This window comes from Lactococcus sp. AK05 (assembly GCF_041026685.1).
GTDB classification, from domain to species: domain Bacteria; phylum Bacillota; class Bacilli; order Lactobacillales; family Streptococcaceae; genus Lactococcus; species Lactococcus lactis.
In genome coordinates this window covers 620,667-634,983 of sequence record NZ_JBFTEI010000001.1, presented here as the reverse complement: position 1 = coordinate 634,983, position 14,317 = coordinate 620,667, and the positions used below count along the sequence as shown (strand labels likewise).

Annotated in this window: 17 protein-coding genes and 1 other annotated feature (1 of these 18 running past the window's edge); of the genes, 4 read left to right on the top strand and 13 right to left on the bottom strand. The window is 32.8% G+C overall.

Annotation, left to right across the window (positions count from 1 at the left end; genetic code table 11):
• Positions 1-22, bottom strand: a sequence feature (ribosomal protein L21 leader region) (it extends 52 nt beyond the left edge of the window).
• A gap of 56 nt (positions 23-78) precedes the next feature.
• Both AB6B24_RS03070 and AB6B24_RS03065 read right to left on the bottom strand, forming a co-directional pair.
• Positions 79-1,254, bottom strand: coding sequence for a DUF998 domain-containing protein (locus AB6B24_RS03070; RefSeq protein WP_017864425.1), 1,176 nt, complete (start codon positions 1,252-1,254; stop codon positions 79-81).
• Positions 1,247-1,648, bottom strand: coding sequence for a DUF1934 domain-containing protein (locus AB6B24_RS03065; RefSeq protein WP_029343825.1), 402 nt, complete (start codon positions 1,646-1,648; stop codon positions 1,247-1,249). The genes AB6B24_RS03070 and AB6B24_RS03065 overlap by 8 nt, the downstream gene beginning before the upstream one ends.
• Before the next feature lie 175 nt (positions 1,649-1,823).
• On the opposite strand from AB6B24_RS03065, the gene AB6B24_RS03060 reads away from it, so the two are divergent.
• The 3 genes from AB6B24_RS03060 (at position 1,824) to AB6B24_RS03050 (ending at position 4,538) form a co-directional block, all read left to right on the top strand.
• A complete protein-coding gene (locus AB6B24_RS03060) occupies positions 1,824-3,185 on the top strand; it encodes an HD domain-containing protein (protein WP_311802574.1) in 1,362 nt (453 codons plus the stop codon).
• 46 nt (positions 3,186-3,231) lie between these two features.
• Positions 3,232-4,047 (top strand): sugar-phosphatase, encoded by an 816-nt coding sequence (gene yidA / locus AB6B24_RS03055; RefSeq protein WP_003130632.1) that lies wholly within the window; start codon positions 3,232-3,234, stop codon positions 4,045-4,047.
• A gap of 125 nt (positions 4,048-4,172) precedes the next feature.
• Positions 4,173-4,538: an iron-sulfur cluster biosynthesis family protein gene (locus tag AB6B24_RS03050; protein ID WP_311802573.1), complete on the top strand. Its 366-nt coding sequence runs from the start codon at positions 4,173-4,175 to the stop codon at positions 4,536-4,538.
• Between the two features lie 39 nt (positions 4,539-4,577).
• Here AB6B24_RS03050 and AB6B24_RS03045 read toward each other — a convergent pair whose 3' ends face one another.
• The 9 genes from AB6B24_RS03045 to pyrE all read right to left on the bottom strand — a co-directional run bounded on the left by AB6B24_RS03045 (position 4,578) and on the right by pyrE (position 13,532).
• Entirely contained in the window at positions 4,578-5,351 is a 774-nt protein-coding gene (locus tag AB6B24_RS03045; RefSeq protein WP_259770959.1) for a Nif3-like dinuclear metal center hexameric protein, read from the bottom strand.
• A complete protein-coding gene (locus AB6B24_RS03040) occupies positions 5,348-6,040 on the bottom strand; it encodes a tRNA (adenine(22)-N(1))-methyltransferase TrmK (RefSeq protein WP_311802572.1) in 693 nt (230 codons plus the stop codon). The genes AB6B24_RS03045 and AB6B24_RS03040 overlap by 4 nt, the downstream gene beginning before the upstream one ends.
• Entirely contained in the window at positions 6,033-6,689 is a 657-nt protein-coding gene (gene nth / locus AB6B24_RS03035; protein ID WP_012897695.1) for an endonuclease III, read from the bottom strand. Before nth ends, AB6B24_RS03040 begins: the two co-directional genes overlap by 8 nt.
• Positions 6,690-6,710: 21 nt before the next feature.
• Positions 6,711-7,379, bottom strand: coding sequence for a DnaD domain-containing protein (locus AB6B24_RS03030; protein ID WP_153241403.1), 669 nt, complete (start codon positions 7,377-7,379; stop codon positions 6,711-6,713).
• A gap of 1,340 nt (positions 7,380-8,719) precedes the next feature.
• Complete coding sequence (locus tag AB6B24_RS03025; RefSeq protein WP_230317958.1) at positions 8,720-9,007, bottom strand: helix-turn-helix transcriptional regulator; 288 nt, start codon at positions 9,005-9,007, stop codon at positions 8,720-8,722.
• Positions 9,008-9,126: 119 nt separating this feature from the next.
• Positions 9,127-9,471 carry a hypothetical protein gene (locus tag AB6B24_RS03020; protein WP_369164219.1) on the bottom strand — a complete coding sequence of 115 codons (345 nt, stop codon included), beginning with the start codon at positions 9,469-9,471 and terminating at the stop codon, positions 9,127-9,129.
• A gap of 31 nt (positions 9,472-9,502) precedes the next feature.
• Complete coding sequence (locus AB6B24_RS03015; protein ID WP_369164145.1) at positions 9,503-10,024, bottom strand: hypothetical protein; 522 nt, start codon at positions 10,022-10,024, stop codon at positions 9,503-9,505.
• 1,452 nt (positions 10,025-11,476) lie between these two features.
• Entirely contained in the window at positions 11,477-12,748 is a 1,272-nt protein-coding gene (locus tag AB6B24_RS03010) for a dihydroorotase (protein WP_311802646.1), read from the bottom strand.
• Between the two features lie 154 nt (positions 12,749-12,902).
• Positions 12,903-13,532, bottom strand: a complete 630-nt coding sequence (gene pyrE / locus AB6B24_RS03005) for an orotate phosphoribosyltransferase (RefSeq protein WP_311802571.1) — start codon at positions 13,530-13,532, stop codon at positions 12,903-12,905.
• On the opposite strand from pyrE, the gene AB6B24_RS03000 reads away from it, so the two are divergent.
• On the top strand, positions 13,513-13,641 hold the full coding sequence (locus AB6B24_RS03000) for a hypothetical protein (RefSeq protein WP_262981968.1): 129 nt from the start codon (positions 13,513-13,515) through the stop codon (positions 13,639-13,641). The two genes, pyrE and AB6B24_RS03000, sit on opposite strands and share 20 nt — an antisense overlap.
• Before the next feature lie 232 nt (positions 13,642-13,873).
• Here AB6B24_RS03000 and AB6B24_RS02995 read toward each other — a convergent pair whose 3' ends face one another.
• Together AB6B24_RS02995 and AB6B24_RS02990 are read right to left on the bottom strand one after the other, a co-directional pair.
• Complete coding sequence (locus AB6B24_RS02995) at positions 13,874-14,053, bottom strand: hypothetical protein (protein WP_311802568.1); 180 nt, start codon at positions 14,051-14,053, stop codon at positions 13,874-13,876.
• 25 nt (positions 14,054-14,078) lie between these two features.
• A complete protein-coding gene (locus AB6B24_RS02990) occupies positions 14,079-14,261 on the bottom strand; it encodes a hypothetical protein (protein WP_311802567.1) in 183 nt (60 codons plus the stop codon).
• Positions 14,262-14,317 lie beyond the last annotated feature (56 nt).

Here is a 14,317-nt window from a genome sequence, read left to right as displayed (position 1 = left end):
CTTCGTGCGGTTGCACTTTATGAGACTTCACAAAGACAACTATATCATTATACTACTTCTTTTTCTACTTTTCAAGTCTTATTTTTCACTTTTTTCTTCTATAGAATTAAGCGAGACTTTATAAATCTTTTTCGTATTCCAAAGCATATTAATCAAAGTATTTACCAGTAAGAGTAACCAAGCAAAAGACAAGCTAAAAGAAAGAATTTCAAAAGCCGTTAATGTCAAATAATGAATAGGATGCCATAAAACATAAGAGATTAAGATAAGACCTACAATAAAATAAGACATACGATATAAATTTGGATCAGCATTTGGTAAAAACCAACGAATTCCTAGTATCGAAATAGCCATAAATAAGACTATTAATTGAGCAACAATGTCATGAGCAATATGCATCCAGCCTGGATCATTGGGAATTAATCCAACTAAAGCAATTGAAATAGCACAAAGTGTCAATAAAACTTGCAAAATATTTTGTCGATAATGACTGCCCGCTTTTTGCCTTAATGAAACAAAAATATAATCAATTAATGCTGCAAATAAGGCTGCCGAAACAATTAACGTCAGATTAAATTGCCAGCTTGAACGTGAAGCCTGAGTTCCAAGCAAACTAAAATTCCTTTGCCACCAGTACTGATTTCCATTAGTGGCCATACTTGAGACGAAACCACCAATAGAAACCACTAAAAGCATTGTTACCATCATATTAATCGAAAAAGTATCTACAACAAAAATCATGACATAATTAATGATTCCAGAAAAAATAGTAAAGATTAAGGTGGAAGTAAAGAGTCCAAAACTTACACCATAAAAAATTTGACCTAAAAACCAAAAAAGGCCCATCGATGCTAAAATGACGATAAGTAAAACAGATAAAGTGACTGTGGCAAATGTCCGCCAGTAACTTCTTTTGGTCATCTGTTTATAAAATTCTTTTCTGCGAGAGAAATAAGCAGAAATAAAAGTCAGCATCCCTATTGCATTAGCAATTGTAATAACCGCCGTTGCCAAAGATTCATTTCCAGAAAGAGCGATGACATGAGGATGCTTTAGGACAAAGGCAAAAATAATAAAGATAAATGCAGAAATAATCGTTGGAATAATAAACCACTTGGGCGCCTTATCTGATTTTCTGGCATTGATTTTTCGAATGGTAAAACTATCAGCCGCTAAATCGACGATTTCAATTTCTTCGTTTTCTTTAAGGTCTAATCGTTCATATATTTCTTTAGGTAGATGAATTTTATCCATTTGTTTCTCCTTCCACATTTTGCTCTTTCCAGTCAATTCTCAAATGATAATCGGCTATTTTTTGGGCACCTTGCGAAAGTTGGTAATTAATTTTAATTGTCCTGCTCTCATGATCAATGCTTAAAGCATTTGTCAGAATTGATAGTTCTCCTAAACCTTCATATTCAGTTAAACCTGGAATTTCTGGATGAAAATGCATTTTGATAGGTCGCTTTGCAAAGCGGGTCATTATCACTTCTTTTTCATCAAATTTAAGTAAAACTTTTTCATTTGCAGCATTTTGATACTTGAGTAAGGTCTGATGTTCTCCTTTTTTCAACTCTCCCTGATATATTTCTTTGACCAACTCTTCTTGCTGGTCAATTTTAATTCTATTCCTAATTATAATTTCCATAATCATATTTTACTATAATTCCTTGAATATTAAAAACATAGTCTGTGCTAAAAAAGATTAAGGTGATGAGGGTCTGCATTTTAGGAGAAAATAGGGTATAATTAGGATAAAATAAGGGAAAATCTGATTTATTTTTAATAGAGAATAGACCTTAAATTTTAGAGGGGGTTTTATTTTGGAAAAAGTCTTTCGTGACCCAGTTCATGATTATATCACGGTGAATCATCCTGTAATATCAGAATTGATTGACACTGCTGAATTCCAACGTTTAAGACGAATTAAACAACTTGGAACATCAAGTTTTACCTTCCATGGAGCTGAACATACCCGTTTTTCTCATTGTTTGGGTGTTTACCACATTGCCAAAAGGATTACTGATTATTTTAGTCGGAATTTCCCTTTGGAATGGAATCCTGATGAGAATCTTTTAACTCAGTGTGCAGCCTTATTACACGATGTTGGACACGGTGCTTATTCACACACTTTTGAAGGTTTATTTAATACAGACCACGAGGCGGTCACTCGAGAAATAATTACTTCTCCTGATACAGAAATTAATGGAATTTTACGCAAGGTCTCTCCTGATTTTCCTGAAAAAGTGGCCTCTGTCATTTCTCATGAATATTCTAATCCTCAAGTTGTTCAATTGATTTCAAGTCAAATTGATGCTGACCGCATGGATTATCTCCTTAGAGATGCTTATTTTACTGGTGCTGTCTATGGACAATTTGATTTAACTTGGATTTTAAGAGTGATTGTTCCCACGGAAAATGGAATTGCTTTTAAGTACTCAGGAATGCATGCAGTTGAAGACTATATTGTCAGTCGATACCAAATGTATATGCAGGTTTATTTTCATGCTTCTTCACGCTCAATGGAAGTTTTACTGCAAAAGTTACTCGCACGGGCTAAGTTTTTATATGCCAGTCAGCCGGATTATTTTGCGATATCAAGTCCTTGTCTCGTTCCCTTTTTCGAGCAAAATCATAATTTACAAGATTATTTAAGACTTGATGATGGCGTTATGAATACTTATTTTCAAGTTTGGATGAGTCATGATGATGAAATTCTCGCTGATTTAGCTTCTGCTTATGTCAATCGTCATTTACTCAAATCGATTACTTTTGACCCCAAGACTGTAGAATTAGAAGATTTAGAAATTTTATCTTCTTTAGTTGAAGAAGCAGGCTTTAATCGTGATTATTACACTGGTATTCATAGTAATTATGATTTACCTTATGATTTCTATCGACCAAGTTCTGAAAAACCGCGGACTGAAATTAATATTTTACAAAAAAATGGTTCGCTTACAGAGCTGTCAGTACTTTCTCCACTTATTAAAAGTTTGACAGGTACAATTCATGGAAATAGCCGATTCTATTTTCCAAAAATTATGCTAGAAAATCCTGAATTTACCAAGTATATTGTTAATGACAGCTTGGTGATTAATCAAAATTTTACTGACAGAAATTCTACTGCCTCTGAAAATACTGACGACTCTGTCAGTAAACAATTATCACTTGATGACAACCTATAATTGCTAAATATTTAATAAATTGAAAGAAATAGAAAGAGAAATTCTTATGATTAAACTTGTTGCTATTGACCTTGACGGAACTTTACTTGACCCTAATCGTCAAATTACTGCCGAAGTAAAAACGGCTGTTAAAAAAGCTAAAGCGGCTGGCGTTAAAATTGTCATTACAACTGGCCGACCTTTACCTGGTGTTGTTGATATTCTAAAAGCACTTGAATTAACTGACCAAAGTGATTATGTTATTACTTATAATGGTGGGTTGGTTCAGCGAGCAACTGGGGAAGAATTTATTAAAGAAACTTTGAGTTCTGAAGATTGGCTTGACTTAGATGCTGCTGCTCGTAAAATTGGATTACCGATTCATGCAATTACTCGTGAGGGAATCTATACTCCGAATCACGATGTCGGAAGATATACTGTGCAAGAAGCCCAAATGGTTAAAATGCCACTTTATATTCGCCAACCCGAAGATATTGCTGCTTTAGAAATTGCTAAAGTAATGATGGTTGATGAGCCTGCGGCTCTTGATGATGGAATTGCTTATCTCCCCTTTGAATTCTTTGAACGATATAATGTAGTGAAATCAACACCGTTTTATTTAGAATTCATGAATAAAAAAGCAAGTAAAGGGTCAGCAGTTCAACATTTGGCTGAGAAACTTTCTTTTGACTTGGATGAAGTAATGGCTATTGGAGATGAAGAAAACGACCGTTCAATGCTTGAAGTTGCAGGTTGTCCTGTAGTAATGGAAAACGGAAAATCGGAATTGAAAAAAATTGCTAAATATGTAACTAAATCAAATGCTAAATCAGGCGTTGCTTATGCGATTAATGAATGGGTTTTAAAAGATTACCAAGATTAATTAAAAATTTATGAGCATTATTGTTCCCTACTGAACTTTTTAGCGTTATAATATAAGTATAAAAAGATAACAAATAGATGAATTTACAAGTCATCTCTTGATATATATATAGTGGAGGTAATAAGATGAAAATTACATTTGATGAAAAAACAGCTGATAAAATTAAAGCATTTGGTGATGCTGATTTAGTTTTTGATTTTGACCATACTTTAAGTGAAGTCAATACTGAAGTTGACGCTTGTGCTGGTGGAATTTCTCGCTATCGTATTGTTGCCGTAGAAAAAGGAAACGTTCCTGAAGTCTTTGATGCAAGTATTGATTCTGAATTTGGACCAATTTATTATAAAGGCTATGGTTCTTACTTCTTCCAAGATGAAATGTCTACCAAAATCAATCCTTCATATAATTTGATTGAATTGCGTAGTACAGCTGAATTGCTCAGCCCTAACCTTTTAATCGTTGACTTCCGTGGTAAACAAAAAGCTAGCTAATTAGTTCCAACCAAAAAAGACCCTCCAAGAGGGTCTTTTTTATATGTCATAAAATGGATTTGTCTTTTCTTGGCTTTCATAAATCTTGACACCCATATCAAAAGAACGAAGCTTGTCAGCAACTAATCCAATAAAAGCATGCTCAATATAGTGACCAGGGTCTATTCCTAATAAACCAGCTGAAAGCATATCATGACCAACATGATAATAAATATCTCCTGTTATGTAAATATCTGCCTTTTTTTCCAAAGCTTTAGGCCATAATTTTCCACCTGAACCACCACAAATTGCAATTCTTCCAATTTTTTGAGTCAAATTATGATCATAAGTGATAAGACGTAATCTATCTAACCCAAATGCTGCTTTCACTTTTTCTGTCAGCACTGATAATTCTGTCAGTTCAATATTTCCAACACGTCCCAATCCTTCTTCGTCATCTAGCACTTCAATATCAGTCATTCCAAGTAACTGACTGAAATAATCATTTAAACCACCAGTAACCACATCAATATTTGTATGGCTGGTATAAACAGCAATTCCAGCTCGCGCCAAATCCAAAACTAATTTTTCCTGATCATTCATTGAAGTCAATGCAGAAAGGGGGCGGAAAATCAAAGGATGTTTAGCAATAATCAGATTCACACCCAGCGCTTTTGCTTCTGTCACTGTTTGCTCACGAATATCCAAGGTTACCAAAACTTTTGTTAGTTCATCGTTTGGGTTCCCAACTTGTAAACCTACAGGATCACCTTCAACAGCCAATTCTTTGGGGCAAAATTTTTCGTATTCAAGCATAAAATCAGAAATTTTCATCGAAGTACTTCCTCAATTCTCGCAATTTGATTTAAAACCTCTTGACGTTTTTCGGCTTGTTCTTCAGGCAAACGAGCAATAATTTTATTCAAAGTATTTAATTCCTTTTGCCATTTTTGTTGAAAAACAGTTGATTTTTCTTTAGATAAAAAAGGGCCAAATGTTAAATCATTTACTGACAACTTTTCTGTCATTAATTTTGAGACTGGTTCGGCAACGATAATCTCGTAAAACTTACCTGCCTCCAATAAAATCTCTTCTTTTTTAATGACAAATTGATAATTCACTAACCACTGACGGAGACTTTCCTCATGATTATTAGGCTGCAAAATCAAACGTTTAACATGGTCTAACTTTTCTTTACCTGCCTCTAAAATTTCGGAAATTAATATTCCTCCCATACCAGCAATCACGATTGTATCAATCTTGTCAGTATTTTCAATAGCACCTAAGCCATTGGCCAATCGAACCACAATCCGATCACTTAAATCAGCTTCTTCTACATGATTTTTAGCAATTTCAAAAGGCCCTTTAACCACTTCTCCCGCTACCGCAAAATCAATCACCAATTTTTGCATCAAATAAGTTGGTAAATAAGCATGGTCTGAGCCGATATCAGCAAGTCTTGCTCCATTATCAACATAGTCAGCTACTGCTTTCAAACGTTTTGAAAGTTTAATTTCATTCATTTTTTAAATATTTCTTTCCAAATTTACAATAATCTAAAACAGGACAGTCTGCACATTTCGGCTTTTTGGCTGTACAATGATAACGCCCAAAGAAAATGAGATGGTGATGTGCTTGTACCCATTTTTCTTGCGGAATTAGCTTCATCAACTTTTCTTCAACTTCTAAAACTGTTGCTTTTTGGGGAACGATATCCAAACGTTTAGAAACTCGTTCAACATGTGTATCAACTGCAATCCCCGGAATTCCGTAAGCTTCTGCTAAAACAACATTTGCTGTTTTTCGACCCACCCCCGGTAAAGTTTGTAAAACCTTTTTATCCTTTGGCAAATCAGGCAAAAGGTCCCCAAAGTCGGTCACTAACATCTGTGATGTCCGTAAAATATTTTTAGCTTTAGTCTTGTAAAGACCAATTGTCCGAATCAGCTTCTCAATTTCTTCCACTTTTGCCTGTGACATTGTTTGTGCATCTGGAAAAGCGGCAAAAAGAGCCGGCGTCGCCTTATTAACTCCTTTGTCAGTTGCTTGGGCAGATAAAATCGTCGCAATCAATAGTTGAAAAGGAGTTTCCCACTCTAATTCTCCGTGAGCTTGCGGGAACATGTCTTCAATAATTTCTAAAGCTTCAAGATATCTTTTTTTACTTAACATCGTGCACGTCCATTATCTCTATTAACTATTCCATGGTCCATCCAAAGGAATATAAAAATCTTCTTGTGGTTTCTTTCTCTTAGCTTCTTCGCGTTCCATTTGTCGACTCTCAATCGCTTGAAGAGAATTCACCCCATCATTTTTCCAATTTCGTAAAATAGCTTTAATGTAATTTAAAGATACCTTACGATTGAGGACTGCTTCACGCAAAGCTTGTTTAATCAACGAAAAGTCATAACCATCTTCAAACAGCCAAGCTCTCAATTCTTCCATTTGTACAGGAGAAATCATGCCCATTTCTGCTTCAAACATGCTAACTAATTCTTTAAGTTGCCCCTCTTCCTGAACTTTTTCATCCTCTAGAGTTGAACTAACAACAGCACCACCCAAAATTTCATCTAAGTGCTTAAAGGCTGGGCTAATATCAAAGAAAGTTTCCATTTCTCCATCAATTTCAATTAAAGTCACCTTCATTGCTCCAAATTTGGACAGATTATCAATGGCCTGATTGACCTCCGATAATTTTTTACCTGTTTTTTCAGCAATTTCACTAGGTGCAATATCTTGATTTTCAAAAAAGTATAACCAAATCAAAAAATCAAAAGCAGAAGGGAAAAGCTTACTAAAATGTGCTAAAAACACATTTGGTAAGACAAGATGACCTTTGCTATATTCATCGTAATAATTCATAGAACTATTATAGCATATCGCGTCATTATGGTTCAATACGTTTCCCAAAATGTATTTTTGTGATATCTATTAAATTATATCCTCAATAATGCTCAATGCGTTTCAGCTAAAACTTAGTTAAAAACGTTACTAAATACATTTTGTCAGGCAGGGATTGTATATCGTGAATATACCTTTTTTTATATTGAAAAAACTTTACCTTACTTTGTTCTTTTTTACTTATTTTTATTTCTAGGTAGTTCTATACATTATCCTTATTCAATGCTTTAAAACACTCTATCTTCACCCGACGTTTTATTTTTCGTTATAACAAGGAAATATCCGGAAAACATCTATATATAAAAACTAAAATTATTATAATAGATAGTATCCCAAAAATAATTAATATAAATTACTTATTTATATTGCCAATCTTAACAATGATAGTTGTTATTACTACAGTGTGTTGTTTAGATAAACTTAATACAGAAATACCTATTTACATCTTTCAGGTTCTACATTTACATGTTCAATTAAATTTCTAATTCATATCTTAGCTCATTTATGTTCCACCAATATATTTTAAAAAAATGATCCTATTCCACTGTTAATTTTTTTGGAATAGGATCATTTTTCTATGGAGAAGTTAAATAATTAGATTACTCATTGAAGCAACATCTCAATTAATAGCTATTTTCTATTATTTCCCTTATTTATAGCGATTGTCGCCTAACATTTCTTAACCTGACATGTTAAAAAATTAGTTAAGAAGTTTCTCATAAATTTGATTATCATCAAGATAAATCTACTTAAGACTTTCTCTTTCTCTAAGACTTGCACTTATTTCTGTAGAAATATTATTATGAAATAAATATAATTTAATAGCTATGCTATTCTAGGTTGCTTATTTCCTTATGTTAATTGCTTCTCTTTTTGTAATAAGGAAGCTTTCAAGTAACTCAAATATTCCTAATCTTACATCTAATTCAGCAACAATTAATGAACTATTATCATCGTTTATGGTAATTTCCTATTTGCAGACTGTGAACCATTAAATCTTCCAAAAATTATTGTAGGAAGAGACATTAAAGTATTAAGTTTTATTTGAAATACTATTGTATTGTCACTTTCAAGTTAGTTTAACTACAATGACTAGGCAAACAACTAAAATATTCCTTATATATCCAACTTCTATGCTGAGAATCGATTAATTAATTTTTATAACATATGAGAGTAAAGCTATGTTAGTATCGAAAGATTTTACTGATTGTGTTTTTCTTTAGCTCTCATCTATTAATATATTTGATTACTTTTAAAGTTTATAGTATTTCTGTTCCAGTGTGTCTATCAACTTGTAAGAATTAGTATTTTAAATTTGATAGTATCCATTTCTGACATAAAATTACCATTTCATGTTTCTGGGCTGGTTCAAGACTTTCGAATAACAATGTAATATCTTTTCGTGATTTTTCGCCGAGTAGATACTCTGGAGACACTCCAAAGTAATTTGCTAATTCTAACAATCTCGCTCCAGATGGTACAGAACCATTTTTATAATTGCTCAATGCATTTCTAGGATATCCTAAATCTTTTTCTATCTCATTGTACGATTTGTTTGACGATACTTTTAGTGTATCTAATCGTCTCATAAAATAACTGTATTCGTTACTTATCATCAATTCCTCCTTTTTTTCCAAATTAAATTTAAACATTTTGTGTTATAATACTCATTACATTTTTATTTCTATATTATTTATAATACAACATGCTACTTATTTCCACCATCCCTATTCGTGTCCTTTAAGACACCGAATTTATGATTGATAAAATTTATATTTTTTGACATTAAAATTGGCTTTACCTGTTCTAAATAGTATTGCTTCAGTTGTGCATTCCCTAACTCCTCTAAAAGATTTAAAGATTGGTTAATTTCTAGGAGACCATCTTGCTCACTTTTAAAACAATAGCTAACACATCCTTTTGTTAGTTTTCGTAACGTTGATATATAAAAATCAATTCTTTCTCTTTCTGGTCTCTTTGTAGATTTTAATAATTCATTAGCAAACTTCTCATCTCCATTAAGGCAAAGTTTTAATATTATTTTGTAGACAATTTGATGTATTTTTCTACGATACTTTGTAACATCAGAAAAATAACTTGTTTTTTTTTTCGAAGATATTTATAAGATCCTTTATTTCCACAATACTTATGTATTCTGCAACATCATAATTAAGAGATAACTCAAAATAACCCCAATATTTAACTCGATATAAATATTCCAGAATTTCTTCAATTTCATATTGGTCGAGCTTATCAAACTTTGCTTTAGCAGTGAGTGCTAAAAGTCTATTTTCAGAATGATCAATTTCATCAAATAATTTTTTACATTTCATGTCATCTAAAGAGAATGCGGCTTTTTCTAATTCTACAAGAAAATGCTCTTGATAATCTGGTAGATAGTAATTAAAAAATAATTCATAATCTGATAAGGTTATGTTCATTACTTGAAGCATAGATACTACCCTTTCAAATCCCATCATTGTTTCTCCACGTTCAAATCTAGCCAAATTTGATTTTAATACCCCGTACTTTTCAAAATATGATAAAGATAGTTGTTTTTGTTCTCTTATTTGTCTAAAAATCACTCCATAACGTTTATCAATCATTTTTTACCATCTACAAGTTTTAGTCTATCAGCTTATATTATTCTAGACTAAAAAACACCTTCTATACTTAATTTTAAATACCCATGAGTTAATCTAAATATGTAATTAGAATACAATATTTAAAACTTATTTCCTATACACATTCGTGTCTTTTTAGGCACAGAACGCTATCCTTGAGAGTTAAGAACGGTTGGAATTTTGTAAAATATCAATATCATAGAGAGAGTATATACCAATAATACACTACATATTTTGCCATAATATTTATCGATAATCAATAAATATCTATTTACAAATAATATATTAACTAATAATTCGTGTCAGTTTTGAGTCCAATTTTAAATGACGTCTCATATGTAAACTAAATTTCATAATAATAAATTATATATACAAATCATCAATTTCTTTTTGTAATTTAAAGATTGAAGCCTTGTTTTACATTTTTTCTCCAAGTGTAATAGAGTGAAAGTAGTTTAAAGAACTTAAAGTTAGATGAGGAAAGCCCTCATCTTAAAAAAAGCGGGTTCTATCTTCATGCAAAACCCCAAGTAAGAATACAAGCCAACTATAGGCTACGACTCGAACTCATGCTGGTTATGCTCTGTCGTATTTTAAATATTAATTACCCGATTCACTTAGCTTCATTAATAAAAAAACTTCTAAGCGAGATATGGAGAATTTTTGTGCCCCTGCACTCTGACCTAGGCCTCCAGTACAACAACTGTATTTATATCAAAAAAACTTTATACGCATAATGTGATAATTCATATTCGCATAAAGGAAACTTTTATGCCAATCCCTGTTGTAAAAATTTCTTTTTCACATTTAAAGAGTGAATCATTAGGAATTAATATTCCTGAAAATAAGCAGAACTTGCTTCGAAATGTAGATGATCTCATCCTCTGGTATATAATAAATTAAAAGGTATGACTCCAATGAAATATAGGAGGAAACGCTGTATTGAACATCAAAACTATGATGTTTTTTTGATAAATATATTTTGCTTGGAGTTTGACATTTATAAATTTATGCTTCTATATTTGACTCATGCAACTTTGTTAACTATGAGAAATGGAATTATCTTAAATATAAGTGACATACTTCTTATTATTCAGTGTATCTATATAGTTGAAACTTTAAATTTTAATTTATTACACAATTCAATTAATCTAAAAGCACTTGCTTATTTTCTTCAATTACATTTTTGTAAGAATTTAGCAAGCAAATCCTTGATATACTATACTTATAAACAAAAGAACATTTGAAAGGAAATAAACAATGAAAACACAAACAGAAAAAATTACTCAAAAAGTAGAAAATGAAAAATCAATCAAAGATAATTTAGAAATTATCCACTCACTTAATGACTTACTCTACAACGGTTCTTTATACTGATGTAAAGTAACACAAAAAAAGGACCTATGAAAATTAATTTCTTAGGTCCTTTTTTTATTATTTCGCTTGATAGACTATTTTTCCATCACATATTGTATATTTGACTTGCCCTTGAACTTTCTGTTTAATAAATGGAGAATTGGTCGCTTTGGAGTCAAATGTTTCGCCGACCTGATACTGCTTTTCAGCATCAAAAATGACGAGGTCAGCTGGTCCATTTTCTGCGAGGTAACCTGCATCAAAATTATAAAGTTTAGCTGGATTAACGGTCATTTTTGTCAGTAATTCACTGAGTGTCAAATGGCCTTTTGCGACTAAGTTTGTCAAGCCAAGTTGCAATGAAGTTTCTAATCCAATCATTCCTGAAGGTGCCTTATCAAGGCTGACATTTTTCTCTTCATGAGTATGAGGGGCATGGTCTGTGGCGATGACATCAATCGTTCCATCTTTCAATCCCTCAATTATTTTACCGATATCAGTAGTCCTACGCAATGGTGGGTTGAGTTTAGCATTTGTACCCTGCTCAAAAATCATTTGTTCTGTAATCGAAAAATGTTGTGGAGTCACTTCTGCTGTGATTTTTGCTCCTAAATTTTTGGCAAATCGCACCACTTCAACAGATTCTCCAGCTGATAAATGTTGAATGTGCAAGCGAGCGCCTGTTTCGTAAGCAATCATAGTATCACGCGCCATCATGCTGTATTCTGAAACAGTCGGTGCCCCTGTGAAGCCACATTTATGAGCCACTTCGCCATCATTCACTCCTAAAGTTCCAATCAAATTTGGATCTTCTTCATGAATTGAAAGCAGGCTGTCAGTTAATTTCGCTTTTTGCAGAGCTTTACGTAAGACTCCAGCATTTGTCAGTGGAATACCATCATCAGAAAAGCCGATTGCTCCTGCTTTAATGAGTTCATCAAAATCTGCTAAATGCTCTCCATCAAAATCTTGCGTAATTGACCCAACTGCATCAATCTTAATATCTTCTTTGTCAGCAATTTCTAAAGTTTCTGTCAGTACTTTTGGCGTAGATAAAATAGGTTTTGTATTTGCCATCATAACTACTCTTGTAAAACCACCAGCCGCAGCCGATTTTGCACCGCTATGAATCGTTTCTTTATGTGTTTGTCCTGGTTCACGAAAATGAACATGAACATCAATTAAACCAGGGGCAACGACTAATCCCCTTGCATCAACAATTTCTGCATTTTCTACTGACAAATTTAAGCCGATTTTTACTATCTTGTCATTTTCAATCAGAATATCTAACACTTCATCTCGATTTGATTTGGGGTCAACAAGTCGTCCATTTTTAATTAATAAAGTCATTTTCTTCCTTTCATAAATTACTGACAGAACACTCAGCTTTGCTGACTTGTTCATTTATCCTCCGATTCAATGTCTCCCTTTGGTCGCATTGAACTGACAGCTATTCCTGAACCTAATTATTTACTGACAAGCTCTTTGAATTTCTGTCAGTAAATTAATTTTGCCAAGTTTCTTGATTTTCTTTGAACTTTTTAAGTAATTCTAATTCTCCTTTTGTCACATAACCCGTTTCTTTAGCAATTTCAATCAACTCAGAATAAGTTGTCAATGTGGATAATTTGACACCAGCCTCAGCAAATTTACTGTTCGCTTTTTCTAATTCATAAGTGAAAATTGCAACCACACCAAGAACATCAGCACCTTCACGTTCTGCGGCTGCAACAGCTTCTAAAACTGAACCACCAGTCGAAATCAAATCTTCAACCACAACCATTTTTTGGCCTTTTGCCACACGTCCCTCAACCTGATTTCCTGCTCCATGGTCTTTTGGTTTGCTACGAATATAAGCAAATGGTAATTTAAGATAGTCAGCAATAATTGCACCATGAGGAATTCCTGCTGTAGCAGTTCCTGCAATGACTTCAACTTCTGGAAATTCCGCTTTAATCAATTCTGCAAAAGCACCTTCGATTTGGCTTCTAACTTCTGGATAAGCTAAGGTCACCCGATTATCAGTATATATCGGTGACTTAATTCCTGAAGCCCAAGTAAAAGGTTGACTTGGTGAGAGACTGACCGCTTTAATTTCCAATAAATCTGCAGCAATGGCTTTTGATATTGACATAATTTCTCCTTCTAGTTTACTGACAGAACCATCAGCAAAGCTGACAGTTCATTTATCTACCGATTCAATAATTCCCTTTGGTCATATTGAACTGACAGAACTACCGTAGCGAGCATGGATAAAGTGCAACCCAATCCTGGTAGTTGTCAGCAATAAAAAACACTTGCCAAGAATCCTAGCAAGTGTAAAAAGTATCAAAACAAATTCACTTTTACTGACAGAAAATCCTGTCATTAAAATAGAATCAATTTTTCCTGATTTCAACCTTGCTAGCCTCTCTGGACTAGTTTAAAAGTTATATTGCTTATTAGTTTAACAAACTTGAGCCAGATTTGCAAGTCTTATTTTTTCGATTTATGGTAATTGGAATCAAAAAACATTGTAATAATATTGAATGCAACCATAGACAAGCCAACCCATTTCATTATATTATCAGCCGAATAGTTTGTATAAACATACCAAGCCAAAACCATAAAAAGAAATCTTAAGATAATATCTGCTAAAAATATAAATTTTTTCATTAAATTTCCTCCACTGAAATCTTGATTATTTTTTCAAACTTTTATCAAAGAAAGTTGAAACTAAAACACACAGTGCAATTACAAACCCTAAAATATAACCAATGCTCCATTTATCGGAATTGTTAATCAGAATAGCACCACCTAAAAATAAAATTGTACGAACGAGAGCTATAGCAACAAATCTTTTCTTGTTATTTATTTTCATCATAAACCTCCTTCATTGCCATCCCAAATCTAGAGAAAATAATTGCAATTAAATCAGTA

Bases quoted from the DNA above. Each gene is read 5' to 3' on its own strand.
- AB6B24_RS02995 (WP_311802568.1), bottom strand. From the start codon at position 14,053: ATGAAAAAATTTATATTTTTAGCAGATATTATCTTAAGATTTCTTTTT.
- pyrE (WP_311802571.1), bottom strand. From the start codon at position 13,532: ATGTCAATATCAAAAGCCATTGCTGCAGATTTATTGGAAATTAAAGCG.
- AB6B24_RS03070 (WP_017864425.1), bottom strand. From the start codon at position 1,254: ATGGATAAAATTCATCTACCTAAAGAAATATATGAACGATTAGACCTT.
- AB6B24_RS03030 (WP_153241403.1), bottom strand. From the start codon at position 7,379: ATGAATTATTACGATGAATATAGCAAAGGTCATCTTGTCTTACCAAAT.
- nth (WP_012897695.1), bottom strand. From the start codon at position 6,689: ATGTTAAGTAAAAAAAGATATCTTGAAGCTTTAGAAATTATTGAAGAC.
- AB6B24_RS03065 (WP_029343825.1), bottom strand. From the start codon at position 1,648: ATGGAAATTATAATTAGGAATAGAATTAAAATTGACCAGCAAGAAGAG.
- yidA (WP_003130632.1), top strand. From the start codon at position 3,232: ATGATTAAACTTGTTGCTATTGACCTTGACGGAACTTTACTTGACCCT.
- AB6B24_RS03050 (WP_311802573.1), top strand. From the start codon at position 4,173: ATGAAAATTACATTTGATGAAAAAACAGCTGATAAAATTAAAGCATTT.
- AB6B24_RS02990 (WP_311802567.1), bottom strand. From the start codon at position 14,261: ATGATGAAAATAAATAACAAGAAAAGATTTGTTGCTATAGCTCTCGTT.
- AB6B24_RS03015 (WP_369164145.1), bottom strand. From the start codon at position 10,024: ATGATTGATAAACGTTATGGAGTGATTTTTAGACAAATAAGAGAACAA.
- AB6B24_RS03045 (WP_259770959.1), bottom strand. From the start codon at position 5,351: ATGAAAATTTCTGATTTTATGCTTGAATACGAAAAATTTTGCCCCAAA.
- AB6B24_RS03010 (WP_311802646.1), bottom strand. From the start codon at position 12,748: ATGACTTTATTAATTAAAAATGGACGACTTGTTGACCCCAAATCAAAT.
- AB6B24_RS03025 (WP_230317958.1), bottom strand. From the start codon at position 9,007: ATGAGACGATTAGATACACTAAAAGTATCGTCAAACAAATCGTACAAT.
- AB6B24_RS03040 (WP_311802572.1), bottom strand. From the start codon at position 6,040: ATGAATGAAATTAAACTTTCAAAACGTTTGAAAGCAGTAGCTGACTAT.
- AB6B24_RS03000 (WP_262981968.1), top strand. From the start codon at position 13,513: ATGGCTTTTGATATTGACATAATTTCTCCTTCTAGTTTACTGACAGAA.